This is a genomic window from Microcoleus sp. T3_A4 (assembly GCF_036700465.1).
GTDB lineage: Bacteria > Cyanobacteriota > Cyanobacteriia > Cyanobacteriales > Microcoleaceae > Microcoleus.
The window spans coordinates 132096-158301 of record NZ_JAUBOY010000008.1; the positions used below are offsets into that span (position 1 = coordinate 132096).

The following is a 26206-nucleotide window of genomic DNA, read 5'->3' on the forward strand; positions in this document are numbered from 1 at the left end:
CAAAAAAACATAATATCTTGTAGGGTCTTGTAGGGGCCACTTGAGCTAAGAATCACTCCTATAAGTAACCACACAAAATTAATTACATAAAGACTCCTTGCTAGGTAATGGTTTCAGTAGAAATATTGTGTAATTAATTCTGAACTACTACTTACAACCCACTTTATGAGTGATCTCACCCGCCTGACCCACATTTTCGCGATTGCCCAAATCAGCACGCGCCAGGCCTCCGTGCATAAAATTGAGATGCACCCTTGGTATTTGGTATTTGGTAATTTATCACGGGTGATTAAAATTGCAAACACTCTTAGTTCTTCCTTGTCCCCTCAATATTTATCTGTTAAATCCCTTAAATTTATTACACCATCCGTTGCCTAACCTCTTTGTTCCTCCTGACTAATGAGTAATCCAAAAAGCTTTAGACCTTAGTTTAATTTCCCCGATTCATCTGTGGAGTAAATCTAAAATCTAAAATCTAAAATCTAAAATCTAAAATCTATTGACTTCCCCTTTAACTTCCCGCAACCGCTTGCGAGAATAAAAATAAGCCATCGGCCCGCTAATGCACCCCCGCAGTTGAGCCAAAAGTAAATCACTAGGAATACAGCCCGGTTGCTTCCGCCAAGAAGCAATTAATTCAGGAATTTGCTTATACCGCAGCCATCCCCAAGCTAATAGAGGCACACTGAATTCTCTGTTGATTACCAACATCCGCGTCCAGAAAGCATAGACTCCGATGCCGTAGCCTTGGAGCGTTTTTCGCAATTCTTCCCAAGTGCGCCGATGGCGGTGCCAGCTCAATGCTCTCGGCTCGTAAACAATGCAGTAGCCCGCGCGCAAAATGCGGGCAAAAAGTTCACAGTCTTCGCCGCCCACCGTGGGTGTTCCCGCCCCCAAAGCTTCGTCAAACAGGCCAATGTAGTCGATCACACTTTTCCGCACAGCCATACTCGCCGAAACTCCCACAAGATGCACAATCAGAGGATTGCAGTGCGCCCCATCAAACACTAGGCGCTCAAATCCCCGCCCGTGGGGGCTGTAGCACTCAAACCATTCTTGCGCTTCGGTTTCCAGTTCCAAGGGCATCACCAGCCCCGTGACGCACATCACTCGCGGATCGCTGAAATTTCCCAAGAGCGATCGCAGCCAGTTCGGATCGGGGGCAGCATCGTCATCTGTAAAGGCTACGAATTCATGTTTAGCTTCGCATAAAGCTCGGTTACGGGCAGCGCTGGAGCCTGGTAAGTCTTCGCGCACATAGCGGACTTTTGGGTAATTTTTGACCAGTTCCTTGGTAGCGTCCGTGCTGGGACAATTGTCAATTACTAAGTATTCCTGACCCTCGTCTGGGAGCAGCATCAGCGCGTCTAGACAGCGCCGCAAATCTTCCGGTCGATCGCGCGTGCAAACTGCTACTGTGGCGATCGGCAATACCTCAACCGACCCCCGCTCATCCCATTCTAGAGTGTCGTAGAGCAAGTTTTTCCACAAGTTGTCACCAGCACAATTCCTCAGTGTTTTCCGTAATTCGTCACCGCCAATGTGGCCTCCGACTACGTGAAAAAGAGCTTGGCCGATCGGTTTTCCGTGCAGTCGAATTAAAATCAAGGCTTTGCTGTAACGCTCCTCAACCGTAATTTCTGGCGGGAGTTTGGATATTTCCAGCTCAAGAATAGCTGTTGCCATTTTAGATTTTAGATTTTAGATTTTAGATTGCGAAAAAATCCTAGATACTCCGTATATTACCGGATGTATTTTAGCAGAAATTGTTTTAGGGGATAGCAACTTCTCAATGCCATACTTGCCGATCGCCGATCGCGAATCAAACATAAAGCTTCATTTTGTTATGGCTATTATTTATTTTAACTTTCGATGACCCGCTGATGTCAAGTTTTTTCCTACAGAATATTTTTTATGGAAAACCTTCGCACATTGAGGCTTGTGTCAATTTCAGGTGTTATTGGCGCTCTGCGCGCTCCCCAGTCTACCCATTAATACCAAATCTAAAAACCAGATTTTTTGATCAAACCGGGTTTGTGCGATCGCTCTTCATTTCAGCTTTAATTGCGCTCTGATAATATTTAAGGGCAACATACCACACAATTAAACACTCTCGCCCTTCAAACTTTCGCGATTAAGCCGCGCACGGATTAGGTGAAAAACACTCCCAAACTCAACCCTAAATCAGACCTAGCAATGATAAAAAAACCGGAGATTACAGGCTGGTTGGAGACTCATCGAGCTGAGATTACTTCTGGCAAGTTAGTGGTATTTTTACAGGATGAATATCCTCTATTGTCTGGGGATTTATGTGGCTATGTTTGAGGTTCAACAAAAAAACCCATCGTTTTGCCCCCTAGTCAATGAGCGGAGTAAACAAACCTATTATGGGGGAGTCAGTCGATGTGAGATTTGAGACTTCGGCGAGCACTCAGCCGAGCCGTCTCGCCGCGCTCAGGCGTTTGGCGAGCACTCAGCCGAGTCGGGTTGAGTCGAACGATTTGAGATTTACTTCACAGATGAATCTGGAGCTTGAACAAGAGTCTAAAACTTTAGGCGGCAGGCGATGCCTGTCGGAAATTTATATCCGTTTTTGGGTGGGGTCAAAAAGCCATTGACACTCTCTCCTCGATAGCCACAAGGTTTGCTTAGAAGAATGTATCAAACTTTTACAAAGAAACCGAGCAAACTCATAAAGTCTCTCTCTGCCCTGACAAAAGCAGTTAGCTAGCACGATGCTGGTTCTCCGTTTTTCAGATTGGACTATACACGACCCTCAAAACCCTAAAAATGAAGAATTGTAAAGTTTTATCAAGATGTTTGGTCATCTGAATTAAAATCTTCTCATAAAAAAGATTACCTTTTAGCAGGCGCAAATTGTGGAAAAAGGTTTAAAACTCAGAATATGAGATCGAGCTCGCTGCTCTTACATGGTGCAATAAAATGTAACTTTTGATGCAAGAACCAGTAGCCTGAACTTTGTCCAAGGCCGAATGCCCGTCCGGCCAATGCCTTCGGAAAATCGCTTTCTGGGCGCTGCATCAAATCTTAAGTGCAATTACTTTCCTTGCACGAGAGCCGGAGCCTTCGAGCAAACATTTAACTCCAGGGCTTACGCACCACAACTTTAGATAAACCGGGTTTTTTTACCGGGAGCGAGGGCGGCAACAAACTGTTTTCGTCCATCAAATCCGGTTTCTGCGTCCGAGACTGAACTTGATCGAATGAATGCAGTCGCAACCAATGTTTAAATGTGGCGATACTGCAAGTTGCGTGCAAAGCAGGGAGCTAACCGCAGTGATGGATCTCGATTGTTTACCTTACGGCGCAGGCCACGCACAGGAAGGGGTCTGTCTGCTAGTCCGAATGGGGCCGCACCGCATTTTACTCGACTGCGGTATAGAGGATATTGAACCGCTGTCAGCAACACTAAATCGATCGCTGCCAGCCGATTTTGTGGTGTGTACCCACGCCCACTCCGATCATGCCAGAGGCTTGCTAGCACTCCATCAATCTTTCCCCCACTTGCCAATTTACGCCAGCGAAGTGACCGCGCGCCTGCTACCGCTCAACTGGCCAGAACTGGCTCAGCAGCCAGAGTCCCGGTTCTGTCAGGGACTGCCCTGGCAGTCGCCGCTCGAAGTGCGCCCAGGACTGAGCGTGCAGTTGTTCCCATCGGGCCATTTGCCCGGAGCAGCGACTGTGCTGCTGACTTATGCCGCCCCGCACCGCACCTACACAGTGGTTTACACCGGCGACTTTTTCCTGTCCAATTCTCGTTTGGTGGAAGGTTTGCCCCTGGGAGAACTCAGGGGCATGAAGCCGGATGTGTTAATTTTGGAAGGCAGTTACGGCACGGCGCGCCACCCTCACCGCCGACAACTAGAAAATCAGTTAGCCGATCGCATCCACCGCGCCATCGCCGACGGGTACTCGGTACTGCTGCCCGCGCCGGCCCTTGGTTTGGGCCAAGAAATGCTGATGCTGCTCCGCAGTCACCACTACTTTACTGGCCGCGACTTGGATATTTGGGTGGACGGCACTGTCGCCGACGGGTGCGACGCTTATCTGGAACTGTTACCCCAATTTCCCACCGCCGTCCAAAATTTTGCTCTGCACCAACCTTTGTTTTGGGACGAAAGGGTGAAACCCCGCGTCCGCCGGCTGTCTGCCGAACAACGCCCCGGATTGGGAGCCACGCCCTGTATTGTAATTACAGACAAGTTAGCTGATTTGGGTTTGTATGTTGCCGATGGCACAAATCCTTGGATTTTGCTCGCCCCTCAAAAACCAGGATATCCCGTCACCGACTGGCTGGGCAACAGGCCCCTATTTGGAGTCACAAGTGTCGAAACTTATCTGCTAGCCGAACACTGCGACGGGCCGGGGACTACCCAACTCATCCACAATTTGCGTCCCCAGCACGTAATTTTACTCCACGGTTCCCCTGCATATTTGGCTGACTTGGCTAACTTGGACGAGCTGCGAAACCGCTACCAGTTGCACACTCCGGCGGCCGGAACACTGGTCGAATTGCCGATCGGGGAAATGTTTTTGCAGCCCGCTATCCCAGAAACTAACTATGAGGGAGAACTCAGCGAATTGGGGACAGAGGTAGCAATTAGCTTGCCGAGTCCGATTACAGCCGATCCTCGGTGGGCAAATTTTGCCGATACCGGTTTGGTAGAAGCGCGCTGGCAAGGCGAAGAACTGGTACTGCGTGGCATCTCCCAGCGGGAACTCCTTTTTCAAGGCAGCGCCGTTCAGGCCAACCTCGAGTGCTGCGGCAATTGTCAGCACTACCGCAGCCAGCGCTGTTGGAACCAGTCCAGTGCTTTGTTTGGCTTTAAAGTAACCCCCGACGGTTTCTGTCCGGTGTTTAAAGCGATACCGGAGTCCGAACTTTTCCTAGATGGGGAAACAGACGGCGAATAAGCTGTCGGGTACCTCGAAACCAGCCTGCAGGCAAAGACAACAAAAGAACAGTCCTGGACGCACCTAGACAAAAAACCCGGTTTCAGCAGGGGTAAGCTGTAGCGTATTGAAGTTTTAAACTACTGTGTACTTACGCGGTTGTGGGGAGTAGGGGTTGGGCAGGATATCCCGCCATTAAGCTTAAATTTAAAGGGAAAATAGCTTATGTGGTCACAACCCAGAATATGTTTGGCCTAAACCGGGTTTTTTGCATAATTTCTCCACAAAAAAGGGAGAAAAGTCGTTTTCTTTTCCCCCAAGTTTTCCTTGTGCCTCAAGGGCGAGCTCAAAACTATTCCAAATTCGAGTCCGGGTAGTGATTGCGAATTTGTTCGGCTTCGGGACAATCGTCAGAAACTAGGGGTTCGCAGTTAGTTCGGGACACCGAAGCCAACTTCTGGGACACAGCTCCAATACTTTCGAGACGCACCATTTCTTCCCAAGAGCTGATTTCGTCTTCTTCGTCGGTTTCGTAGCGCAGCGTGACTAGATCCCCTTCAATATCTAGGATACGAGCGCGCTCTATCCAACGTTGCTGATCTCGAAGAAAAATAGAAACCTCACGACCATCACAACAGAGTTGATAGATTTTGCGCTGTAGCATTTGTCAGTTCTCCTGCGCAGTGTAACTTGCTTAAAATATGGTCTGTTTACCGTAACGTACTTTGGGTTTTACATCGGAAGGCACAGCCGTATGGACTGGCCAGTTTTACGTTTTCCGCAACTTTTGTACCGATGGGAGTTACCAAATTCGATTTTACCACCAAATCTATCTAGTACGCCATTTATCCAATTACAGGTTTTGCAGTCAGTGGCATCCCTCGTGAGAGGCATTTGCCAGTATAGATCGAAGCATTAGGAGTTGACGACGGCAGGCGATTAACAGCGACAATAACAACAGACTCTGCCTCAAAAATCTCGCTTTCTTATGCCTCAAGTCCCACATAAACCTATTGTTTCGACGTTTGTTCGATCGTCCAGTAACGCAGTCAAGGCTCAATCTCAAATCTCAAATCTCGAAGCGAAAGCTCTAAAGCGACACTCAAACAGCGACAATAAAAACAGGCTCTGCCTCATAAATCTCCCTCTTTTCTACCTCAACTCCCCCAGAAACCATTTGTTTCGACTTTTGTTCTGACCCCGAGTACCATCTGTGAACTCAATCTAAAATCTAAAATCTAAAATCTAAAATCGATTGACCGGAGTGTGATAAAAATCACTGACAGCAGGCAGCCCCTAAATGTAGAAAATGGTGGCGGCCAACAACTAGCTTCAAAACGGGCAGCGGAACCTGTGGCGGTTAAGCTAAAAGAATTGCGGTTCCGTTCAAAACAAATTGGAGTCATCGCTCGTGCGTATTAAGGAGGCTAATTGATGGTGTACGCAGAAAATTGGTCGCAGCCGTCTATCTTGGAGCTAGCGCGATCGGGCAACTTTCAAGCCCTGAATTACTGGATTGACAGCTTGCTGCGCCCCGAAGGGATTTATGCCCGCGTCGAACAGGCTCAGGCCGGCTGCGTCCAAATCCTCGTAGAATTCCAGCGCGAATTTGCGCCAGATACTACATTACTGGGGAGCACTCTCCGGGAAGGCTTAGTCAAATTTATTTGTCACCAACTCTGGAGACTCAACTCGCCAGCAGTAGAAGGAGTGCGAATTCACGCGCGCTTGGCTGGGGATGCAGACATTCTCTGGAAACAGTCAGTGCGAATTGTCACTCCGGCAAACCGCCAGCGGCGGCGTTACCGTTCCCTACCGGTCGTCGATTGGGTTAAATTTAAAACGTATCGTTCTCTGCTGCTAGTGGGATCGGCACTTGCCTCATTTATTTTAGGGTGTTGGGTCAGCTACCACGAAGCTCTGACCCTGCAGTCAGTATCCCCAGTATCCGGGTACCAACAAACTGCGGTGTCGGGGCCGCCTCCCAAACGTGCGGATACGGTGCAAGCGGCCTTAGAAGTGGTACCAGTAGTACAGCAAAAGCAAGTTGCTAATCCTTACGACCCAACAGTAACGCTGATGTTCGGAGGAAATGTGAATCTATCGGATGCGCTCGGAGCATCTGCTGCCAACGATCACCAATGGGCTTTCGCCAATATGGACGAGTATCGGCAAGCAGATGTGGCGATGGTTAACCTAGAAAACTCCCTGACTCGCTCTACATTGGGCTCTGCCAAAAAACAATTAAATTTTAAAGCCGATCCAGAATCGGTGAAAGTATTAACAGCCGGAGGAGTGGATATTGTCAATCTGGCAAATAGCCGCGCTATGGATTACGAGGAACCGGGGCTGGTGGAGACTATGAATACTCTAGATAGTAGTGGGATTCAACACCTGGGAGCCGGCAGAGATATTAAACAAGCGAGGCGTCCAGATATTATTGAAGTTAAGGGTCAGCGGATTGCCTACCTCGGTTATTACGATGCTGAGCTTAATGTCGCTGACCAAGGGAAAGCGGGCACTAACCCCCGCCGGAACAATCGCGTGGCTGAGGATATTCGAGCTCTTAGGGGTCAGGTAGACTGGATTATTGTTAATTACCACTGGGGAGTCGAATTGGCAGATTATCCGGGGGACTGGCAGATAGATTTGGCTCGGTTCACGATCGACCAAGGAGCTGATTTGGTAGTGGGACACCATCCCCAGGTACTGCAAGGTGCAGAAATTTACAAGGGCCGCCCGATAGTTTACTCGCTGGGTAATTTTATATTCGGCGGGAATGCTCGCAGGGATTACGATACCGCAGTCCTGAAAGTATCGCTCAAAGACAGGAATATGAAGGTAGAGTTTCTGCCTGTGGAAGTGAAAAAGTTGCAGCCGAAGGTGGTGAAGGGAGCAGCAGCCGATCGTATCCTCAAACGCGTCGAGCAAATTTCTAGTATTTTTGATCGACCGATGCGCTCTTCTGTAGTTCTCGATGCCCTAGTCCAGCCAGGAGTGGCATCAAAAACTCCCAATTCTCCATTGCCAGGAGCAGCAAAGAGCAGTACATACCAGCCGGGGCGGGGTTCCGGGGGAACCTCCGGTGAAAGCAATCAGCAAGGCTCCGGACCACCCAAACCTACTTTGATTTTGCCGGCTTTGCCGGCTGCGCCCCAACAGCCGGACAACTCCTCATTTTTCCCGAACGGGACAGGGCCTGCAATTGAATCAAACCCATCTCCGAATCAAAATTTGCCGCCGCGCATCTACCCCACTCAACCTCAAAATCCCAGCCGGGAACCAGAGCCGTTTACAAAAGAGCCATTCATCAAAGAGCCGTTTATTTCGCCCCCCTCTCCCAATCAAGGAGCAGTGCCGAGTCCCCAAAGCTATCTTCCACGCACTCGGGGTGTATCTTTTGAAGTCGCACTCAAAGAGCAGCCGGCCTCCGCGATCGTTCCAGCTAACAGCAGCAACCGCTCCAAGCACCGGATCGCCCTGCCTCCTATAGCTAGGAGCATTGGTTAGCCTGTGGGGGCCGGAGCGAGGATGCAGGGGGAGGATAGGGGCGGTAATGGGTGAACATCAAGATAATAGCGACCAATTATTAACGATCGATTTACTGACAACCAATGATCAATGACCTACTACCGATGACAAATGTGTTTGCGATCGCGCTCAAGCAAAAGCAGTACAAAACCTATATCCTCTCCGACGAAACGGCTAACTCTACTTTAGAAGTTGTGCCGGAACGGGGCGGTATTGCCACTAGCTGGCTGGTTGAAGGCAAAGAAATCTTCTATTTGGACGCGGAACGGTTCGCCAATCCCGATCTGACTGTACGTGGCGGGATTCCCATCCTGTTTCCCATCTGCAGCAATCTCCCCGACAATACTTACACGCACAAGGGAGTGGAGCGTCACCTCAAACAGCACGGCTTTGCTCGAGACTTGCCTTGGACAGTAGGCGAACAAGTTACCGAGGGTTGCGCCGCCATTACGCTGATTCTCGACAGCAGCGACAAGACGCTGGCTGTTTATCCCTTTGATTTCCAACTAGCCTTCACTTATCAGATTAAAGGCAATTCTTTGGAAATTTTTCAGCGATACACGAATCTGTCTGACGAACCCATGCCGTTTTCTAGTGGTTTGCACCCCTACTTTTTGGCGACGGACAAATCTAAGCTGCGCTTTGAGATTCCGGGGATGCAGTACAGAGATCAGAACACCCATCAAAAGGGTTACTTCACTGGGGTTTTTGACCCGACGCTGGATGAAATTGATGTTTCCTTTGACGAGCTCACTGGTCTTGCTGCTACTGTCACTGACGCGGCTTGCGGCTTGCGGCTCACCCTCAGTTACAACTCCAGCTATGGGAAGTTGGTTTTCTGGATGGTGAAGGGCAAGGATTTTTACTGTTTGGAACCTTGGACTGCTCCTCGAAATGCCCTCAACACTGGCGAACACTTGATTTATTTGCAGCCGGGAGCGACTTGCGAGATGCTGGTTCGCATGACTGCAAATTTTATTTAACAAAACACTTGCTATTTCAAATGAGGGGTGCTACTATTAGAAATTGTGTGCGGTAACAATGTTTTCGCGGGTCGCTAGCTCAGCGGTAGAGCATTCGGCTTTTAACCGATTGGTCTCGGGTTCAAATCCCGGGCGACCCATAAAAAATTTGTGAGTTAAGAATTTTGAGTTTTGAGCTAAATGCTCGGAACTCAAAATTTTGTTTTTTGAAGTTTTAAGTAAATCTGGAAAGATAGTGCGCGATCGGTGGCAAATTGTCTTAATATTATCGTAAGAATTAAGCTTGTCCAAAATTCACTGCCCAAAAATCACAAATAATTAGGAGGAATATCTATGGCGCTTGTACCTATGCGATTGCTGCTCGACCACGCGGCTGAAAATGGTTACGGCCTACCGGCTTACAACGTCAACAACATGGAGCAAATCCAAGCGATCATGCGCGCTGCTGACGAAACCAACAGCCCTGTGATTCTGCAAGCTTCTCGCGGCGCTCGCTCCTACGCTGGCGAAAATTTCCTGCGCCACTTGATTTTGGCAGCAGTTGAAACATATCCTCACATTCCCATTTCCATGCACCAAGACCACGGCAATGCCCCCGGCACTTGCTATTCTGCCATGCGCCAAGGTTTCACCAGCGTGATGATGGACGGTTCTCTGGAAGCGGATGCTAAGACTCCCGCCAGCTACGAGTACAACGTTCAAGTTACTCGCGATGTGGTGAATGTTGCTCATTCGATCGGCGTTAGCGTTGAAGGCGAACTGGGTTGCTTGGGTTCTCTGGAAACAGGGATGGGCGAAGCAGAAGACGGCCACGGCTTTGAAGGTGCGCTTTCTCACGATCAGTTGCTGACAGATCCTGAACAAGCTGTGGATTTCGTTGAGCAAACCGGCGTTGATGCTCTAGCAGTCGCGATCGGCACTTCTCACGGCGCTTACAAGTTCACTCGCAAGCCGACTGGCGAAATTTTGGCAATCAGCCGCATTGAAGAAATTCACCGCCGCTTGCCGAATACTCACTTGGTAATGCACGGTTCTTCTTCTGTGCCCCAAGAATTGCTGGAAATCATCAACAGCAACGGTGGCAAAATCCGCGAAACCTACGGCGTACCTGTGGAAGAAATCCAAAAGGGCATCAAGTGCGGTGTTCGCAAGATCAATATCGATACTGACAACCGTTTGGCGATTACCGCTGCGGTGCGTGAAGCTTTGTTTGCCAAGCCCGATGAGTTTGACCCCCGCCACTTCTTGAAGCCGTCGATCAAGTATATGCAGAAGGTTTGTAGCGATCGCTATAACTCTTTCGGTTGCGCCGGTCACGGTACAAAGATTAAGCAAGTGTCTTTGGATGATTTTGCAGCTAAGTATGCTAAGGGCGAATTGAGCTCCTCTGCTAAGAAGACTGTAGCTGTTTAAGAATTTTAGGTTTTAGATTTTAGATTTGTCTGAAGTCTAAAGTTACGATTGCCGGGTAGCTTTGAAGTTGCCCGGTTTTTGTTTGTGCAACTTTATCAGAAATTGGATTGAAAACCCCGTCCTTTTAGGACGACTTTTTCTTGCCCTTAGTATATTCTATTATGATAGCGAGAAGAGAGTTTCAATCCCCTTGCGGGGAAAAGTGAATGGCAACTTATATCGAACTCAGGTTAATATTAAGTAAGCAACAATTGAGGATGTAATTTATGAATACTGATTTGTTTAACAAGATTGCTAAAACACTCAAACAGCAATTTCCGAAAGCTACTGATGAATTTCTGATGCAACAAGCGCGTGAGATGTATGAAGCTGAAATGCAAAGAAGGTCAACGCTTTCTAAAGTTGAACAGTTGAGTGCAGAATTTGAAGACAAACTTTCTTGAGAATTTCACTGGGAGAAATCGTCTGAGCGCGACGCTGAAGACACCATATTTACTGTCGTTGTGTAAGTCCTGTTTGCAAAGGTTCTGCGGCTGCGATCGCATTTTCCCTACTTTTGCTTACAATGAAGCTAATTTTCCTTGGAAATTCAACCGTTTGAATCAAAGGTGAACGAATGGCAAAGGTTATTGCAGTTACAGAAGCTATTAAAAGCCTTGCTGAGGCTGAATCAAGGTTGAATTTGAGCCGAAATGAGGATGAGGCTTTTTTTACAGAGTGGCAAACCCAATTGCCAAGTCTCAGCGATTCTGAACAGACTGCTTTGGATACGCTACGACGCAGATTGCTATATCATAGAGCCGATGGAGAGTTGTTAGAAGGGGCAGTGACATTGCTGGTGGCATCCCCTTTGTTAGAACTGGCGGGATTCTACGATCCACCGTTTAGGATGAAGGTTGAAGCTGCGATCGAAATTGCGATCGATGATGGGGAAGAAACCCTGCGCGGACGAATTGATATCTTGATTTTGCAGAATCAGCTTTGGGTAATGGTTTTGGAGTGTAAGAAGACTACGATTTCGACGCGATCGGCATTACCTCAAGCATTAGCATACATGATGGCAAATCCTGATTTGGATAAACCGAGATTTGGTATGTTGACGAATGGCGATGATGTGTTGTTTGTGAAACTCAGGGCTCAACCTACAGCCGAATACGGGTTATCGCGGGCCTTTTCGATTTATACTGTGCGAAGTGAATTGCGATCGGCTTTTCAAGTCTTGAAGCATTTAGGCCAAGGCATTACTGCCATCTAAGTTACGGTGAAGGTATTGCTTCAACACAGGTGAAATCGTGTAAAAACTTGCTTGTTGTTCTATCAAGCAGCGGCGCGATAGAGATTGCAGCGCATTTAGAAAATCTGAAGCCGGAATTCGGTCATTTTCTAGCAATTTTGCCCGGTTCATTGGCTGGCTTTCTTTCGCTAACAAGGAGATTACTTGTTTTTCTAGTTCGGATAGGCGATCGAACTGCTGCTGTAAAATATCTTTCAAATCTTCTGACAACAATATAGTATCATTTGGTAATAACTCTGTCACGCCTCCACCCAAGTCTTGAATCAGATTCGCCACGCTTTTTAACCATAGGGGATTGCCTTGGTAGCGATGAATGAGTGCTTCACTGTTGTCGCTTTCTTCTAACCCATAATCTCTGAGTATTTCCCGTCCGGCTGCGATGTCTAAACCTTTGAGTTGTAAGGTGCGAAGAGAAGTATTTTGGTTTTTAGCTTGAGTCACTTCTCTCGGTTGTTCCCAACCGATTAACAGAAAGCAGCTTTGATGGGATAATTTTTCTATTTGTTTGAATAAAGTGCGATATTCTTCGGAGTCTGGTTTGTATTTTCCTGCCAATTGTCCGCTACAGAAAAGGTTGTGAACGTCATCTAAGACGATTAAACAGCGATGGTTTTGTAAATACTTAATCAGCGGTAAGCGTTTCTGGTTGGTTGGGGATGAATCTTGTTTTTCTGAATTTGAAAAAAGCTGTATTAGGTTAGATTGAAATTTATCTATACTGGGGAATTCGTCTAGTGTGTACCAAACTGCGTACTCAAACTCGTCTTTGATTTGTTGTACGAGTTGGACTGCTAAGGTGGTTTTGCCGATACCGCTGATGCCAGTGAGGGTGATGAGGCGACAGCGTTGTTGTAGAATCCAGGTGGTGAGGGTTTGGAGTTCGGGAGTGCGATCGTAGAAATCGCCTAATTCTGGCATCTGGCTTAAATCTTGATGCGAGGTTTCTTGATTTGGTGGGTGTGAGTTTGGTAGGTTTGGCGGGTGTCTGGCTTCTCCACAGGTGTTAAAACTACTAATTGCTACAACGTCTTTTGCAAAATTGGAGACATTTGAAACTTGCCACCTCTGCATTGCCGATCGAAAATTTGATTTACTGACTTTTTTTCCTAACTCTTTTGAGAGTATCTGCCATAATTCCATTCCAACCTCTCTAACACGAGCCTCAGAGAGGTTAACCTCCTTGGCAATCTCGTTGTAATCCTCATGTTGCCATGTCCCGCACAGGATTTTCTCTTGTAAGTCATTGAGATGCTTACCTGTTCGAGCAAATACCAGATCGTCTGCGAGTTTTACCACTTCCTTAAGGTTCATAGAGTCGGGTAGAGGTCAGGGTTGTTTGTATTGTATCCAACATTTACCAACATTTACCAACATTTCCCTATTTTGGAGCGCGTTATCAACGGGAAAAGTCCCGATAAATACCATACTTTTGGCAAGCCGACAAAAAATATAATTGCTAGTATGGATAAAGATCAAGTGTACTCCCTTGGAAATGTCAAATAGATGGAGCGACCTATAAATTTAATAAGAGATCAATGAGATGAAAGACAGCCTAATCGTAAAAATTCTCCAGGAAGGTGACAAAGTTTTGAATGTCTCACACCAGGGTGAAGAGATTCATATAGTAGTGCAGAAATCAAACGAGGAAGTTGTTGTTTGGGTTCTGTATCGCGATGAAAAAGGGCAGCCTATACTGTCTAAAAGACCAGAGATTACCATCACTTTTGGAGATGGCATGGTTGAAGCCAGGGCAACCGATTCTAATGGTCAACAATTTTTCTCTTTAACTACTTCATGAGGTGAACAGTGGGTAAAAAGTCTCTTAAAATAACAGTCAACAATTTGAATGATGAGAACTACGTTAAGGTTGCTTATCAGGTAGCTGAGTCAGTCAAGTCGGTTGCTCCAAATAGCACTATCTCTATTCTAGGGGCAAGTCCAGAAGTATTTGAAGGTTCCTCCAATAAGCAAATCAAGGGTGAGTAACATGGCAAGTCAAAGACGACCTCCTGAACACCTGAAGGCGCAGAGAGAAGTCAAGGTGAGGGATGGTAACGAATGTGAAATTTGCGCTAAAGTCTCCAAAATCGCCGATGGACACCATGTTATTGCTTACAGTGATGGTGGTCCGGCGGATTTGAAGAATATGATGACACTTTGCCCAGAGTGTCACAAGGCTTACCACCATGCAAAAATACAAGTAGATATTTGGCGATTTTAAATACAGAGTAAAGCTTGCCTAAAGTTTTTCTCCATAAGTTTAATATTTTAAAAACCTCAGTTTTGGTTACTGAGGTTTTTATTTTTATTGATTTATTTTTTAGGTGGTATACTTAATATACCAAGCATCTTTTTTATCGGAAACATGAGGCTTAGAGTCAGAGTCGTGTCGCTATTCCGTAGGGAATCGCTTTATCAAAATAAATAGCCCTCGCCTTACAAAAAAAATGGCGATCGCCCATCTTGCCTATTCCGTTGACACTCGTGTTACCCAACCTCTTTTTCCACTCACAATCTGATCCATTTTCACCATTTCAAAGGGCTATGGTTGCACTCCAGGCGTGAAGCGTAGCTATCCAATAGGGAATCGCCCCAGCAAAAAAAGGGATCTCGCCCACAGAAATATAGAATATTGCCTAACTGAGTGTTTGTAGCGCCGAAGTGCCTGTAAGGTTGGCATCAACTGTAGCTAATATTAACCCATAATAAATAGCTGTGGCCGCAATAAATCGGTCTCCGGGGTCTTGATGGGGTAGTGCAATCTCGCGACTTAAAACGGCAATGGCGTGATTCATTTGGGCTTCACGAGTTTCCAGAGTTTTTAAAGCTAAGTTAACCCATGTAACCGGATCTGGCTGTAAAGATATCCTTCCTTTTTCTGCAAGAATGAGCGTCTCCCAAATGCTAATTGGACTGAGCCAAAGTTCAGTATTAGGATCGGCGATCGCCCTTTGAAGTTGGAGCGATAGGCGTCGATCGCCGAGTAAATACCAAAGCCAAATGTGGGTATCCAGTAAAAGTTTCATTCTAAAACTTCCCACAGTTCGGCGACAGGAGCAATTAAATCTCCTAATATTTCACCGCTTCCTTTCATTGTGCCAAACACAGGGCGTGGGGTTTGGGTAGTGGCAGGATAGATAATCACTAATGGTTTTCCTTCATGGATGATGGTGAGGGGGGTTTTGGTACGTTCGACCTCTATAAGTAGAGTCTGGAGGGTTTGAGGTAATTCAGTCGTGGTAATTTGTGCCATCTGTTCACCTTTCACAATCTTATTCTATTTCTACTATGATAATGCGAGGATTAGACGGAAAGCGATGCTTGAGTGAAAAAAGATCGATCGCCCCTCACAGCAAATACCAAACACTGCGATGATTCTACAGAGTGCGATCGCACATAATCATCATCCCTAATTTGCGATCGACCTCCGGCATCAATTCTCAACAAAGCATCCGGCTGAAATTCGTTATCTGCGTCCAAGCACACAGTCGCATTGTCGCCCAATTCCACCCCAGCCAACCTCTAATTTGATTGTGTGGTTCGCCGTGACTTCTGAATGTTACCGATGATGCCACATAAAATATTTTTTCACTCTATTGAGTTAGCGAGAAAAATGTAAGCAAACATAGCATCGGGGGGCGAGTTTTGCCGCACTAAACTCGCTCCTACTATCAAATTATAACTAAATCCGCCCCTTAAACCTTCTGCTTCTTCCTTCGCGTCCTAGCGCTTACGCGCCGCTTCGCTAACGCGTCTTCGCGGTTCATTTCTAACACAAATACCCAATCCAAGTCGGCAAAACCTCCGGCGAACCGTACCACTTCCCCGGAGAACGAGGCGAATGCCAAACCCCATCCAACACCAGATTTTCGGCCCCATCCAAAACAGCAGCTTCCACCGGCGTAATTCCATCTCCCCAAGTTTCGCCCTTCCCCACAGTTAACTCGTAACTCTTATAAGCCAGCCAAGTCCCAAAACCGCGCTTGCCAAAAACAGCCTTCCCAGCAGCGCACACGTAGCGCACCTGCGGGTGAAAAGCCCCCGGATAGTGAATTTTGACAAAATCTAGATTTTTGCGCGTCCAGCGCTCTTGAGAGACGTGCGGCGTGCCTAAAGTGATTAAAGTATTCACATAAGGGTGAGCTTCCCACAAACCTGCGTCCTCAAGCACGTCGCCGTGAATCGTATAAGGCTTTTCGCCCAAATAGATGCGAGAAATCCAGCCGCCGGCCGAATGACCGACGAGATTGATCTGGGGAACGCCGTATTGCTGTAACATTTGTTTGACTGTCCGATCGAGCTGTCGCAAAATTGGCACCATCGACCGCCCACCAAAAGTCGGCAACCAATCTCCCTTGCCCAGAGGCACTGTTACTGTTGGGAAACCTCGATCGACCAAAGACTTTTCTAATTCCCGATAGTCGGAAGCAGCAGCAAAATATCCTGGTAAAATCACGGTTGGTAATGGCATTGTCAATTTTAGATTTTAGATTTTAGATTTTAGATTTTGCGGCCGGAGTGCTACGATCTGTTTTTCAAGTTCAAAGACGCTTGCCGAAGCATCCTTTGGATTGCTAGCATCTGCCGCTCGTTAAACCTTTTGCTTAGGGAATATCTACTTCTATGGCTCGCGAGCCGATTCAAACATGGTATTTTACCCTAGTTGTCGTTCACTTAGAAGACCGTTTTCTACTGGTACAAGAGCGCAAGTACGAGCAGCAGTGGTATCTCCCAGCAGGGCGAGTGGAAAAAGGGGAGACTTTGCTCGAAGCTGCTATGCGTAATACCCTTGAGGAAGCGGGCATTTCCATCATCATTGAGGGAATTCTCCGGGTAGAGCACACAGTGATGCCGAAGGGTAATGTGCGCCTCCGAGTCATTTTTGTGGCTCGTCCACAAGATAAGACGCCGCCCAAGAGTAAGCCGGATGAGCATACTTTGTGCGCGGGCTGGTATTCTCTCAAGGAATTAGACCAGTTGTCGTTGCGGGGAGAGGAAGTTCGAGAAATGTTTCAATATATGGCAAGCGGCGCTCCCATTTATCCCATCGACTTGCTCACCATCGAGGGAGCTCCTTTTAAAAATTACCGCTATCGCTGGTGAATCAAGAGGGTTTTGAGATTGCCGCCACAGCCTCCGCGTACAACGCGCAGCAACTCGATCAGTTTTGAGTTTTTTGAGTTCGTAACCGAATTGGAAACGCCGATCGAGCCAACGGATCGATCGTGTGTAATGAATAAATTAGGCCTCAGAACCCGAAAAAAGACGGTAGAGCAGTGGCACAGTCTGTTTTTTGCTCACCCCAGTCCGGCCCGTCTGAGACCCTGCTCACCATTCTCAACAATATCTGATAAACCGCGTATAGGACTCGGCCAAAGGGATTGGGCAAGAAAACAATGGTTTCAGCAATTAACAAAGTCCTCACCCTATTAGCGAGTGCTATACAAGCGTGGAACCCGTCAAAAAACCGGGTTTCTACGCTTGAGTGCTTGATGTGAGGGTCGCGAAATCTCAATAAAAGTCAATCGGGCAATTTCGATACCGACCGTGCTAAAATTATACCTTTGAATTCTCCAACAGCCACTTTTAAAATCACTCAAAAAAAATATCAATTAATAACTATTAACTTCCAATTCCCAATTATCAATTCTCAATTACCAATTCCCCATTCCCCATAGTCATGACTGACTCTTCCTCCCTAGCCAACACCCTTTCCGAACCGCTGCGCCAGCCTTTTTGGTGGGCAGCCCTAGCTTCTGTGGGCCTGCACGGAGTCCTCGGAGCAACCGCCCCGACGCTCTCAAACATACTTTATGGTGGAAATTCCTCAAAAAATATCCCCGGTTCTGTCGGCTTAGTAGAACTAACTCCCGCAGAAGTCAGCCGCCTGCCACAAACCATACCACCGAAACCGTCTAATACGCGATTTACGCCATTTACGATCGCACCAGTTCCCCTTCCACCAGCGCCCAAGTTAGCCCCACCCTTGCCCCCCGCACCTGATACCATCAACTTGCCCGCCATGCCGCCGGGAATGCCCCCTCCTGGATTCTTTTCCCCTCTCCCTCCTTCCCCTCTCCCGCCCTTCACGGCCCCAACAGCCCCGCCACCTCCCACAACTCCATCCCCAATAGTCAGAGCCCCCTCCCAGCCAATACCCACTTTCGTCCCACCCGTACCTCCTAGCGGTTTCCTTTTCCCACCTTTACCTGGTAATTTCGATCGCAATATCCCGCCACCACCATCGCTGAATGAAGCGCCCCAGATTCCCGGCGGCGGCTCGGAAGATGAAGCAGAAGCGCTCAAAAGGATTATAGCCAGTAGAGGCGGACTGCCACTATTTCCAGACGGAGCTCCAGTCTTTACCCCGGAATTCCCAATTGGCAGGAATGTGGGACCCGATGGAGTACCAAAATTGACTCAAAAAGATCCCAATAAAAGGACTCTCATCGCAGAAACTCAGTCCGGTCAACCGGGTTCAAACTTACCCACCGACAGAGAGACACTGCTGGCGGCTGGAGAGACCTATGTTGCTTTGTTTGAGAAATTCAAAAAGGCTTATCCTGACTTGGAAATGACAGGCCCGACTCCTGTGCCTGTGCCTTATCCCGTAACAGCTTGCTCACAAAAACTCCAAGGAAGAGCAGTTTTTGGAGCAGTTGTCAGCCCTCAAGGCTTGCTCAAGGCCGAGCCACAGCCGATCGTCCCCACGGGTTACGGTATTCTCGATAATGCGGCTAAAATTGCGATTATTAGCCCTTCTCTAACATTTGAAGCAGCCAGCACGCACAAGCTTTACCAACTGGATGTCGAGTTTAAGTACGACGAAAAAGTTTGTAGTGGCATTCCTGTCACCCCAACCAGGCCCAACCCACCAGGCCAGCAGCAGCCCGCGCCCGCGCCGACAGCGCCCAGCAGACCAACAGGCCAGCCGCCATCCCCAGCGCCTACTGAAGTGAAACCGCAGTTCGAGAAGCCGCCTGCCCCCTCAAACAAACCGCAGCCAGGGGCCCAACCGTCGCCGCCCGCACCCAAGCCAGGGGCTCAACCGTCGCCCTCGCCTGAACCGAAACCAGCCGCGGAACAGTCGCCTTCTCCTCAACCGCAACCCGCCGAAGAGTCCCCGCAGCCCGAAGCCGCACCATCTCCTGCCGCCGAAGAGTCTCCGCAGCCGGAAGCTGCACCATCTCCTGCCGCCGAAGAGTCTCCGCAGCCGGAAGCTGCACCATCTCCTGCCCCGGAAGTGTCGCCGTCACCGTCGCCGGAAGCAGCGCCATCTCCTGCTGCCGAAGTGTCGCCGTCACCATCGCCGGAAGCAGCGCCATCTCCTGCGGCTACCGAAAATTAATTGGGCATCGCTAATTGGCAATCGGTATTGTAAAACTTCGTTGAGTTTATAAGCAATTATAAACAATAGTAGTTAGTAGTTAGTAGGGTGCGTCAGCTTGAATATTTGTAGCTTCTCAAACGAATTTCTACTTGCTGACGCACCCTACTTTATCAACTAAGAACGAAGTTGTTTTTCGTCCGCCTGACCAGGCTGGGGACGATTGAACTTTTGACTACAAAGCTAATTACCTATTCCCCTTAATCTCTCAATTGTATTGAACTTTATACATTTGAAATAAGTCACCACTTTGCTTTTTTACTACCTTAGCGCCTGCAGCTTTAATCATTTTTTCCCAATCTTCTATTGTCTCTAAAAATACTTCTCCGGCTCGATAAGTTTCCAAAATTGCCCAATCTTCGGCTAAAGGAGCATTGGGGTTGAGGACATCAAAAACAAAATGACCGCCCGGTTTTAGTACCCGCTTTACTTCTCCCATGACAATACTCCAATAGTCTATGGGATAGTAACAGCTAAAGCCTGTAGCGAGGCATAAATCGAACTGAGCCTCCTCGTAATTTAACTGGTGAGCGGGGGCCCATTCTACACCTTTGAACAGCTTAGAATTGAGCTGAGGGCCGCGAGCGTTTAAGGCGTCTCGCGCTGCGCTGCTGATTTCTTGACCATAAAAATATGCTTCCCAATCCCGCCAAGGGTAGATGAGAAAGCTGACTCCGCAGCCAATGTCTAAACAGCGCTGATTTTTTTGAGGTTTGGCAATTTTCCAGAAGGGAGAAACTGTTTTTGCTTGGAGAGTTCCTGCGACTGATTCTAGGAAAATCGGCATTGCTTCGACTTCTTCGGGTAAAGCGAAAGCTTCTCCCCGGTATTCGCGATCGAATCGAGAAGCGACTTGCGACAGTAAAACTTGCCAGCTATCTGATTTTCCTTTAGCAAACCAAGTCTGCTCCTGACCCGCTACTGGGCGATCGGACTTTTTAGACATTCTTGAATTACCTTTTAGAAGCTTTGAGAGCTTTTGTAAAGTTTTGGCGGTAAGGCTTATTAAAAATTAACGCGGGCCAGAGCAGCGAGAGCTTCAGGCGATTTGCAAAACTTTGATCGAAGTTAGTGCGATCGAAACCATTCCAAAATTTCCAAATGCCGCCACCGTAAGCGATCAGCAATGCCAAGCTAATTAACGTACTCATTAAAAAAACCCCTAAGCAATGGATAGGATTTTGGGTCAGCTAGTCAAAGCGCTACCCTTAATCTATCATTTATCAGACGCCAAGGCGCACCGATAGCTGTAGTAATTCCACCTTCAGAAAGAGACTTTAAAATCCCCGCTGGCCACAAACTTAAAAATAACACCCCCGAAATAGCTTTCACCGAGCAAGCAAGAAGGGACTTCTGTCAAAAGTCGAGGATTCTGAGGACTTATACGATTGAAGAATTAAAGAATTGGGAATGACTGATGACAGAAGGGTTTCGAGTACGGGCCTACAGTTGCATTCTTTTTTTTAACTGGTATTACCTAACATCACATCCCCTACAAATCCGAGCTCGACCGGGGGATTGGTGCGATGTAGCAAGTTCTAATTCGGTTGAAATCGGTTGCTGTTGGGGGACGGCCTGGCCGAACGGGATTTACCAGACGTGTCACTACTCGAAGATATTTAAGTAAGAACTGATTGCTGGTGGCCGACGAATTACAGCAGGCAAACTTTTTCTAGCGGACAATAGCGGTAGAGAGCTTTTTAAGCAAGGAGGATTTTATGCGTGCAGTGCTGATGGCTGGGGGATCGGGAACGAGGCTCAGACCCCTGACGTGCGATTTGCCCAAACCGATGGTGCCGATTCTGAATCGCCCGATCGCAGAACACATTATTAATTTGCTAAAAAGGCATCAGATTACGGAAATTATTGCCACGCTGCACTACCTTCCCGATGTCATGCGCGAATATTTTACTGACGGGGCAGAGTTTGGCGTTCAAATGACTTACGCTGTGGAGGAAGACCAACCGCTGGGTACGGCTGGTTGCGTCAAAAATATTGCTGAACTGCTCGATCGAACTTTTCTGGTCATCAGCGGTGACAGCATTACAGACTTCGACTTGACGGCAGCGATCAAATTTCACCGTAGCCAGCAATCCAAAGCCACGTTAATTTTAACTCGCGTTCCCAACCCGATGGAATTCGGCGTCGTGATTACCGAGGAAAATTACCGCATCAGCCGCTTTCTGGAAAAGCCTTCTAGCAGCGAAATTTTCTCCGATACTATCAATACCGGCATTTATATTTTAGAACCCGAAGTCTTGGATTACCTGCCGGTAAATCAGGAGTGCGACTTCTCGAAAGACTTGTTTCCCCTGCTACTGGAAAAAAATGAGCCTATGTACGGCTACATCGCTGAGGGTTACTGGTGCGATGTCGGCCAGCTAGATGTTTACCGGGAATCTCAGTACGACGCGCTGCGGGGAAAGGTCAAACTGGATTTGAGCTACTACAACGAAGTTCGATCTGGACTTTGGGTAGGTCAGAATACTTTTATTGACGATAGCGCGATCATCGAAGTACCGGCGATGATCGGCAACAATTGCCGGATTGCAGCCCGAGTTAAAATCGATGCTGGTACGGTGATCGGAGATAACGTGACTGTCGGGGCCGACGCCAACCTCAAGCGTCCTATCGTCTGGAACGGAGCAATTGTCGGTGAAGACGCTCATCTTAGGGCCTGCGTGATTTGCCGGAGCACCCGCGTAGACAGGCGCGCTCACGTCCTCGAAGGTGCTGTCGTCGGTTCAATGTCCATTGTGGGAGAAGAAGCACAAGTGGGGCCAAGCGTGCGCGTCTGGCCGAGCAAAAATATTGAATCCGGCGCTCTATTAAATCAAAATTTAATTTGGGGAGAACAAGCTAAGCGGAATTTGTTCGGTCAGCGTGGCGTTCAAGGACTGGCAAATGTGGATGTTACTCCGGAATTTGCAGTGAAATTGGGCGCGGCTTATGGCTCGACTTTGAAACCGGGGACTTCGGTATCGGTTTCTCGTGACCAGCGGAGCATTTCGCGGATGGTTTCGAGGTCTTTGATTGCTGGTTTGATGTCGGTGGGAATTAATGTGATCAATTTGGAATCGACGGCAATTCCGATCGCGCGCACGGTTTCGTCTACGCTGTCGATTGCTGGCGGCATTCACGTTCGCATTTCGCCCGATCGCTCCGACCACATTTTAATTGAATTCTTCGATATCAAAGGCATCAATATTACTAAAGGAGCTGAGAAAAAAATCGAGGGGGCTTATTTTAAGGAGGATTTGCGGCGAGCTCTAATTCCCGAAATTGGAGAGATGACGTACTTTAACCAAGCTCTCGAAGTGTACAACCGCATTTTTGAGCGGCAGATGAATGTTGAGGCAATACGCTACAGCAATTCTAAGGTGGTAATCGATTACGTTTACGCGGTTTCTGGGGCAATTCTGCCCCAAATGCTCGCCAAGTTCGGCTGCGATGCGGTGGTGCTCAATGCTAGTCTCAAGCAGACTTCTCTAAGCAACGGGGAACGGGAATATTTGCTCGACCAACTTGGCCGGGTGGTGAAAGCACTCAGCGCTAATTTTGGAGTGCAGGTATCGGCTAACGGCGAACAGCTAATTTTGGTAGATGAGTCTGGGATAGCGATTCGTGGGGAAATGCTGACGGCGTTGATGGTAAATTTGATGCTGACTTCTCATCCCAAAGGTACAGTAGTAGTGCCGGTGCACGCGTCTTCTGCGGTGGAGGCGATCGCCCGACGCTATCAAAGCAAGGTAATCCGCACGAAGGCGAACCCAACTGCTTTGATGGAAGCCGCTAACAGGAACCCGAATGTGGTTTTGGGCGGCAGCGGCCTTATGGGTTTTATTTTCCCGCAGTTGCATCCCGGATTTGACGGAATGTTCTGCATTGCTAAAGTGATAGAAATGATGACGATTCAGGAGCGATCGCTCGGACAGATCAAGGCGGAACTTCCCCGCATCACCCACCGCAGTTACAGCGTCCGCTGTCCTTGGACTATCAAGGGTTCGCTGATGCGACATTTAGTAGAAACTCATTCGCCCGATCGTTTAGAATTATTAGATGGAGTGAAGATTTTTAACTACAGCGACGACAATTGGGTATTAGTTTTACCCGATGCTAGTGAACCGACGGTTCATATCTTCGCCAACAGTGAGGATCGAGATTGGGTATCTGAAACGTTGAAGGAGTACCGTGCCCTCGTTCACGATTTTGTCACTCAAGCCGAGGCGGCGGTTCTCCAAGATAAATTTGGTAACGTGTAATCGGGAATTGGTGACAACTAATAGCGATCGGGCGCAGAAAAATCAGTAATTACCAATTACCAATTGGCAATTGGCAATTCCCCAAAGCAAGACCCGCAAGTCATCGGTACACGGATAGCTATTTCTTTCTTCTTCCTTCTTCCTTCTTCCTTCTTCCTTCTTCCTTCTTCCTTCTTCCTTCTTCCTTCAACATCCAATTCCCAATTACGCACAGAGAACAGATGAATAGCTGCATTTTGATGGCGGAAATAATTCAACAACCGCAACTCCGTTATACTCCTGACAATCAACTTCAAATTGCTGAGATGCTGGTGCAGTTTCCAGGCCCAAAACCTGAAGATCCGCCCGAACATTTGAAAGTGATAGGATGGGGCAATTTTGCTCAAGAAATTCACGAGAAATATCACGAGGGCGATCGCGTGATTATTGAGGGGCGGCTGAGCATGAATACGATCGAAAGAGATGGTATTAAAGAAAAGCGCGCTGAACTGACAGCTCAAAGGATTTACAGTGTAGGCGCCGATGCAATGAGTTCGGCTCCCGCAGCTAGAACGGCCCCGGAACCGGCTCAAATTCGCGACACCGCTCCGGCTAATGTGCCGAGCAATGTAGTACCTTTAGGCTCGCGGAACCGCAGTTCTAACAGCGCTCCAAGCGGCCCTAACCGCACGTCTAGTTCGGATTGGAACTCGCATCAGTCTTCAAATTCTGAGTCCGAGCGCCAGTCGGGTTCGTCTAACGAACCGGAAAATCCCGATTACGATCCGATTCCGTTTTAAAAATTAGGGTGCATCACTTTACGAGCGATCGCAAAACTTCGCCCTTCGATCGAAAGTGACGCACCTTAATTTAAGAGCGATCGCACTTCAGGAAAAAAAGGGCGATCCTCTTCGAGGGCTGCACTAACGAATTTGGCCCAACTACGAGCTCTCATTGCAAATTTTACAGCTCGATTGTCACAACTTTTTTCTTGCTTTTTTCGTCGCGCAGCACGACTGTATTGTAGGGTGATGTATCCGTGCCCAGCGGAATTGGCAGCTTAAAGCTGCCGCTCTTATGCTTAAGTTCGCCTAAATCAATGCTTTTCGTTATATTGCCATCTGTTGCCAGATAAGCGGTAAGTTCGCCTTTATAATCTTCAATCAAAAAGTCTCTGAAGAAAACGACTTCCCCAGCCTCGGCATCGATAGCAAGGATGACCGTACCGCTAAACGTTGCGCCTTTTTCTTCTTCATCAACCGTCGCCATTTTAATTTCCGAGGGGTCTTGACCGGACATATCTGCCATAAATTTTTTCTCCTGAGCAAAGCGCAATAATTAACAAGAATATTACCTGACGCTAGGGGCGATCGCAAAACTCTTAGGACGTATTTCTGCATCGGTCTTGCTTCTGTCTGAGGTTATAGAAGCCCGCGATCGCGCATTATACCGCCAATTACTCTCAATTCTTAAGTCAGTAAGTACAGACAGTTAAAATTATCTCTTTGATACCCCCAAGTCTCGCAAACACCGCCGCGCTAATTCGATTCGATATTTAGCATCTTTAGTCTGGAGTTTTTAATTGAGTGGGTGGAGAATCAAGCCTGATATTTTTGATAATTTAAGAGCGATCGCACTTTGCTCAATAAAGGGCGATCGCCCTGAAAAATTATTATTTCCAGTAACGGGTCAAAATCCGCATTACTTCACCTGCGATCGGGGATGGTAAAGGCGGGCTCCATTCACCAACTTCTGCAAAACCCAAAACGTGCAGCAGATTGATGAGGCTTTCTACTCCTTTGGGAATCCCGCAAATCAACAATCGGATCGGTTGCTTTCCGGTGGGTGCGTCGGGAATTTCTTCGCGAAGGAGTTCGGGAACTGACTTGGGCTGTGATATCATGAGTTTTAACTAAACAATAGTCGGATAGCGATCGCCCTTGAGTTTTCGAGGCAAAGGGGCGATCGCTTTTCCGTTTGTACATCCTCAGCATAGTTCATTCGCTGCTGCCAGTCAAGCGATACGACAAAAAATATTGCCGATACGGCAACACACGTGTCAGTGAAGGTTGCAGGATGCTAACATCACCTTGCAAAGTCCTGGCTAGTAGTTGAGCACCCGCAGTGATCCGTTGGAAATTGGCAGTTGTAATGGCCGATCGCAATATCAGCAATAAAGAATTGGCGGCTAGAGTTGGGATGCACCCAACATCTGTTTCTAAAATCAAAACCCGCCGCCGGCTGACAAGAATTGATGAAACAACTCTTGATGCTTTGTGCAAAGCACTAAACTGCCAACCGGGAGATTTAATGGTGTATGAGGAGGAAAATTCCGATCGCACTTAAAAACCGACTGCGATCATTATTACAGCGGTTCCCGCTGTTATGAGGTACAATCAATAATAATGAAATATCATTGTGTAATCAAACCTAATGAAAGCAT

At 47.7% G+C, this 26206-nt stretch carries 30 protein-coding genes and 1 tRNA gene; 19 read left to right on the top strand and 12 right to left on the bottom strand.

The window, feature by feature from the left end; translation table 11 throughout:
* The first annotated feature begins 165 nt into the window (after window positions 1-165).
* Window positions 166-378, top strand: a complete 213-nt coding sequence (locus tag QUA07_RS06890) for a hypothetical protein (RefSeq protein ID WP_333323610.1) — start codon at window positions 166-168, stop codon at window positions 376-378.
* Window positions 379-489: 111 nt separating this feature from the next.
* Here the strand turns inward: QUA07_RS06890 and QUA07_RS06895 are convergent, their stop codons facing one another.
* Complete coding sequence (locus tag QUA07_RS06895) at window positions 490-1686, bottom strand: glycosyltransferase (protein ID WP_333323612.1); 1197 nt, start codon at window positions 1684-1686, stop codon at window positions 490-492.
* Between the two features lie 510 nt (window positions 1687-2196).
* Between QUA07_RS06895 and QUA07_RS06900 the strand changes: the two genes are divergently transcribed.
* The 3 genes from QUA07_RS06900 (at window position 2197) to QUA07_RS06910 (ending at window position 4935) form a co-directional block, all read left to right on the top strand.
* Window positions 2197-2325: a hypothetical protein gene (locus tag QUA07_RS06900; protein ID WP_333323614.1), complete on the top strand. Its 129-nt coding sequence runs from the start codon at window positions 2197-2199 to the stop codon at window positions 2323-2325.
* Window positions 2326-2363: 38 nt separating this feature from the next.
* Window positions 2364-2618: a hypothetical protein gene (locus QUA07_RS06905; protein ID WP_333323616.1), complete on the top strand. Its 255-nt coding sequence runs from the start codon at window positions 2364-2366 to the stop codon at window positions 2616-2618.
* A gap of 682 nt (window positions 2619-3300) precedes the next feature.
* On the top strand, window positions 3301-4935 hold the full coding sequence (locus QUA07_RS06910; protein WP_333323653.1) for an MBL fold metallo-hydrolase: 1635 nt from the start codon (window positions 3301-3303) through the stop codon (window positions 4933-4935).
* A 331-nt stretch (window positions 4936-5266) separates the two neighbouring features.
* Here QUA07_RS06910 and QUA07_RS06915 read toward each other — a convergent pair whose 3' ends face one another.
* A complete protein-coding gene (locus QUA07_RS06915) occupies window positions 5267-5578 on the bottom strand; it encodes a DUF6679 family protein (RefSeq protein ID WP_006633466.1) in 312 nt (103 codons plus the stop codon).
* Between the two features lie 602 nt (window positions 5579-6180).
* On the opposite strand from QUA07_RS06915, the gene QUA07_RS06920 reads away from it, so the two are divergent.
* From QUA07_RS06920 to QUA07_RS06950, 7 genes are all read left to right on the top strand, one after another.
* Complete coding sequence (locus tag QUA07_RS06920) at window positions 6181-6336, top strand: hypothetical protein (RefSeq protein WP_158307982.1); 156 nt, start codon at window positions 6181-6183, stop codon at window positions 6334-6336.
* Window positions 6337-6348: 12 nt separating this feature from the next.
* Window positions 6349-8424 (top strand): CapA family protein, encoded by a 2076-nt coding sequence (locus QUA07_RS06925; protein ID WP_333323617.1) that lies wholly within the window; start codon window positions 6349-6351, stop codon window positions 8422-8424.
* 134 nt (window positions 8425-8558) lie between these two features.
* Entirely contained in the window at window positions 8559-9428 is an 870-nt protein-coding gene (locus tag QUA07_RS06930) for an aldose epimerase family protein (protein WP_445242784.1), read from the top strand.
* A 68-nt stretch (window positions 9429-9496) separates the two neighbouring features.
* A tRNA-Lys gene (locus QUA07_RS06935) sits at window positions 9497-9568 on the top strand.
* A 193-nt stretch (window positions 9569-9761) separates the two neighbouring features.
* Window positions 9762-10841: a class II fructose-bisphosphate aldolase gene (gene fba / locus QUA07_RS06940; protein WP_006633469.1), complete on the top strand. Its 1080-nt coding sequence runs from the start codon at window positions 9762-9764 to the stop codon at window positions 10839-10841.
* 266 nt (window positions 10842-11107) lie between these two features.
* Window positions 11108-11284 carry a hypothetical protein gene (locus QUA07_RS06945; RefSeq protein WP_333323620.1) on the top strand — a complete coding sequence of 59 codons (177 nt, stop codon included), beginning with the start codon at window positions 11108-11110 and terminating at the stop codon, window positions 11282-11284.
* A 173-nt stretch (window positions 11285-11457) separates the two neighbouring features.
* Window positions 11458-12096: a type I restriction endonuclease gene (locus QUA07_RS06950; RefSeq protein ID WP_333323622.1), complete on the top strand. Its 639-nt coding sequence runs from the start codon at window positions 11458-11460 to the stop codon at window positions 12094-12096.
* Here QUA07_RS06950 and QUA07_RS06955 read toward each other — a convergent pair.
* Entirely contained in the window at window positions 12070-13446 is a 1377-nt protein-coding gene (locus QUA07_RS06955) for an NB-ARC domain-containing protein (RefSeq protein WP_333323624.1), read from the bottom strand. The two genes, QUA07_RS06950 and QUA07_RS06955, sit on opposite strands and share 27 nt — an antisense overlap.
* Window positions 13447-13675: 229 nt before the next feature.
* Between QUA07_RS06955 and QUA07_RS06960 the strand changes: the two genes are divergently transcribed.
* The 3 genes from QUA07_RS06960 to QUA07_RS06970 are packed head-to-tail and all read left to right on the top strand — an operon-like array spanning window position 13676 to window position 14356.
* On the top strand, window positions 13676-13933 hold the full coding sequence (locus QUA07_RS06960; protein ID WP_333323626.1) for a hypothetical protein: 258 nt from the start codon (window positions 13676-13678) through the stop codon (window positions 13931-13933).
* An 8-nt stretch (window positions 13934-13941) separates the two neighbouring features.
* Entirely contained in the window at window positions 13942-14121 is a 180-nt protein-coding gene (locus QUA07_RS06965; protein WP_333323628.1) for a hypothetical protein, read from the top strand.
* A gap of 1 nt (window position 14122) precedes the next feature.
* Entirely contained in the window at window positions 14123-14356 is a 234-nt protein-coding gene (locus QUA07_RS06970) for an HNH endonuclease signature motif containing protein (RefSeq protein ID WP_333323630.1), read from the top strand.
* Window positions 14357-14771: 415 nt separating this feature from the next.
* Here the strand turns inward: QUA07_RS06970 and QUA07_RS06975 are convergent, their stop codons facing one another.
* The 4 genes from QUA07_RS06975 to QUA07_RS06990 all read right to left on the bottom strand — a co-directional run bounded on the left by QUA07_RS06975 (window position 14772) and on the right by QUA07_RS06990 (window position 16606).
* Window positions 14772-15161: a PIN domain-containing protein gene (locus tag QUA07_RS06975; protein WP_333323632.1), complete on the bottom strand. Its 390-nt coding sequence runs from the start codon at window positions 15159-15161 to the stop codon at window positions 14772-14774.
* Window positions 15158-15403, bottom strand: coding sequence for a type II toxin-antitoxin system Phd/YefM family antitoxin (locus tag QUA07_RS06980; protein WP_333305062.1), 246 nt, complete (start codon window positions 15401-15403; stop codon window positions 15158-15160). The genes QUA07_RS06975 and QUA07_RS06980 overlap by 4 nt, the downstream gene beginning before the upstream one ends.
* Window positions 15404-15438: 35 nt before the next feature.
* Complete coding sequence (locus QUA07_RS06985) at window positions 15439-15645, bottom strand: hypothetical protein (protein WP_333323633.1); 207 nt, start codon at window positions 15643-15645, stop codon at window positions 15439-15441.
* A gap of 259 nt (window positions 15646-15904) precedes the next feature.
* Window positions 15905-16606, bottom strand: coding sequence for an alpha/beta fold hydrolase (locus tag QUA07_RS06990; RefSeq protein ID WP_333323635.1), 702 nt, complete (start codon window positions 16604-16606; stop codon window positions 15905-15907).
* Window positions 16607-16758: 152 nt separating this feature from the next.
* On the opposite strand from QUA07_RS06990, the gene QUA07_RS06995 reads away from it, so the two are divergent.
* Both QUA07_RS06995 and QUA07_RS07000 read left to right on the top strand, forming a co-directional pair.
* Entirely contained in the window at window positions 16759-17238 is a 480-nt protein-coding gene (locus QUA07_RS06995; RefSeq protein WP_190662957.1) for an NUDIX domain-containing protein, read from the top strand.
* Between the two features lie 577 nt (window positions 17239-17815).
* Window positions 17816-19483, top strand: coding sequence for a hypothetical protein (locus QUA07_RS07000; RefSeq protein ID WP_333274741.1), 1668 nt, complete (start codon window positions 17816-17818; stop codon window positions 19481-19483).
* Between the two features lie 247 nt (window positions 19484-19730).
* On the opposite strand, the gene QUA07_RS07005 is transcribed toward QUA07_RS07000, so the two are convergent.
* On the bottom strand, window positions 19731-20468 hold the full coding sequence (locus QUA07_RS07005; RefSeq protein WP_333208832.1) for a class I SAM-dependent methyltransferase: 738 nt from the start codon (window positions 20466-20468) through the stop codon (window positions 19731-19733).
* 7 nt (window positions 20469-20475) lie between these two features.
* Complete coding sequence (locus QUA07_RS07010; protein WP_333323637.1) at window positions 20476-20673, bottom strand: hypothetical protein; 198 nt, start codon at window positions 20671-20673, stop codon at window positions 20476-20478.
* A gap of 567 nt (window positions 20674-21240) precedes the next feature.
* On the opposite strand from QUA07_RS07010, the gene QUA07_RS07015 reads away from it, so the two are divergent.
* On the top strand, window positions 21241-23784 hold the full coding sequence (locus QUA07_RS07015) for a mannose-1-phosphate guanyltransferase (protein ID WP_333323639.1): 2544 nt from the start codon (window positions 21241-21243) through the stop codon (window positions 23782-23784).
* A gap of 56 nt (window positions 23785-23840) precedes the next feature.
* On the opposite strand, the gene QUA07_RS07020 is transcribed toward QUA07_RS07015, so the two are convergent.
* Window positions 23841-23996, bottom strand: coding sequence for a hypothetical protein (locus QUA07_RS07020; protein ID WP_333323640.1), 156 nt, complete (start codon window positions 23994-23996; stop codon window positions 23841-23843).
* A gap of 9 nt (window positions 23997-24005) precedes the next feature.
* On the opposite strand from QUA07_RS07020, the gene QUA07_RS07025 reads away from it, so the two are divergent.
* Window positions 24006-24563: a single-stranded DNA-binding protein gene (locus QUA07_RS07025; RefSeq protein WP_333323642.1), complete on the top strand. Its 558-nt coding sequence runs from the start codon at window positions 24006-24008 to the stop codon at window positions 24561-24563.
* A gap of 163 nt (window positions 24564-24726) precedes the next feature.
* Here QUA07_RS07025 and QUA07_RS07030 read toward each other — a convergent pair whose 3' ends face one another.
* The gene (locus tag QUA07_RS07030; protein WP_333240135.1) at window positions 24727-25071 is read right to left on the bottom strand and encodes a hypothetical protein; all 345 of its coding nucleotides are present in this window, start codon (window positions 25069-25071) and stop codon (window positions 24727-24729) included.
* 364 nt (window positions 25072-25435) lie between these two features.
* A complete protein-coding gene (locus tag QUA07_RS07035; RefSeq protein WP_333323644.1) occupies window positions 25436-25666 on the bottom strand; it encodes a hypothetical protein in 231 nt (76 codons plus the stop codon).
* Window positions 25667-25887: 221 nt separating this feature from the next.
* Here QUA07_RS07035 and QUA07_RS07040 point away from each other — a divergent pair, with 221 nt between their 5' ends.
* Complete coding sequence (locus QUA07_RS07040) at window positions 25888-26109, top strand: helix-turn-helix domain-containing protein (RefSeq protein WP_332984474.1); 222 nt, start codon at window positions 25888-25890, stop codon at window positions 26107-26109.
* The last annotated feature ends 97 nt before the right edge of the window (window positions 26110-26206 follow it).

Excerpts from the sequence above, each read along its gene's own strand:
- QUA07_RS06890 (WP_333323610.1), top strand. The coding sequence starts at position 166 with ATGAGTGATCTCACCCGCCTGACCCACATTTTCGCGATTGCCCAAATC.
- QUA07_RS06895 (WP_333323612.1), bottom strand. The coding sequence starts at position 1,686 with ATGGCAACAGCTATTCTTGAGCTGGAAATATCCAAACTCCCGCCAGAA.
- QUA07_RS06900 (WP_333323614.1), top strand. The coding sequence starts at position 2,197 with ATGATAAAAAAACCGGAGATTACAGGCTGGTTGGAGACTCATCGAGCT.
- QUA07_RS06905 (WP_333323616.1), top strand. The coding sequence starts at position 2,364 with ATGAGCGGAGTAAACAAACCTATTATGGGGGAGTCAGTCGATGTGAGA.
- QUA07_RS06910 (WP_333323653.1), top strand. The coding sequence starts at position 3,301 with ATGGATCTCGATTGTTTACCTTACGGCGCAGGCCACGCACAGGAAGGG.
- QUA07_RS06915 (WP_006633466.1), bottom strand. The coding sequence starts at position 5,578 with ATGCTACAGCGCAAAATCTATCAACTCTGTTGTGATGGTCGTGAGGTT.
- QUA07_RS06925 (WP_333323617.1), top strand. The coding sequence starts at position 6,349 with ATGGTGTACGCAGAAAATTGGTCGCAGCCGTCTATCTTGGAGCTAGCG.
- fba (WP_006633469.1), top strand. The coding sequence starts at position 9,762 with ATGGCGCTTGTACCTATGCGATTGCTGCTCGACCACGCGGCTGAAAAT.
- QUA07_RS06945 (WP_333323620.1), top strand. The coding sequence starts at position 11,108 with ATGAATACTGATTTGTTTAACAAGATTGCTAAAACACTCAAACAGCAA.
- QUA07_RS06950 (WP_333323622.1), top strand. The coding sequence starts at position 11,458 with ATGGCAAAGGTTATTGCAGTTACAGAAGCTATTAAAAGCCTTGCTGAG.
- QUA07_RS06955 (WP_333323624.1), bottom strand. The coding sequence starts at position 13,446 with ATGAACCTTAAGGAAGTGGTAAAACTCGCAGACGATCTGGTATTTGCT.
- QUA07_RS06960 (WP_333323626.1), top strand. The coding sequence starts at position 13,676 with ATGAAAGACAGCCTAATCGTAAAAATTCTCCAGGAAGGTGACAAAGTT.
- QUA07_RS06970 (WP_333323630.1), top strand. The coding sequence starts at position 14,123 with ATGGCAAGTCAAAGACGACCTCCTGAACACCTGAAGGCGCAGAGAGAA.
- QUA07_RS06975 (WP_333323632.1), bottom strand. The coding sequence starts at position 15,161 with ATGAAACTTTTACTGGATACCCACATTTGGCTTTGGTATTTACTCGGC.
- QUA07_RS06990 (WP_333323635.1), bottom strand. The coding sequence starts at position 16,606 with ATGCCATTACCAACCGTGATTTTACCAGGATATTTTGCTGCTGCTTCC.
- QUA07_RS06995 (WP_190662957.1), top strand. The coding sequence starts at position 16,759 with ATGGCTCGCGAGCCGATTCAAACATGGTATTTTACCCTAGTTGTCGTT.
- QUA07_RS07000 (WP_333274741.1), top strand. The coding sequence starts at position 17,816 with ATGACTGACTCTTCCTCCCTAGCCAACACCCTTTCCGAACCGCTGCGC.
- QUA07_RS07005 (WP_333208832.1), bottom strand. The coding sequence starts at position 20,468 with ATGTCTAAAAAGTCCGATCGCCCAGTAGCGGGTCAGGAGCAGACTTGG.
- QUA07_RS07010 (WP_333323637.1), bottom strand. The coding sequence starts at position 20,673 with ATGAGTACGTTAATTAGCTTGGCATTGCTGATCGCTTACGGTGGCGGC.
- QUA07_RS07015 (WP_333323639.1), top strand. The coding sequence starts at position 21,241 with ATGCGTGCAGTGCTGATGGCTGGGGGATCGGGAACGAGGCTCAGACCC.
- QUA07_RS07025 (WP_333323642.1), top strand. The coding sequence starts at position 24,006 with ATGAATAGCTGCATTTTGATGGCGGAAATAATTCAACAACCGCAACTC.
- QUA07_RS07030 (WP_333240135.1), bottom strand. The coding sequence starts at position 25,071 with ATGGCAGATATGTCCGGTCAAGACCCCTCGGAAATTAAAATGGCGACG.
- QUA07_RS07035 (WP_333323644.1), bottom strand. The coding sequence starts at position 25,666 with ATGATATCACAGCCCAAGTCAGTTCCCGAACTCCTTCGCGAAGAAATT.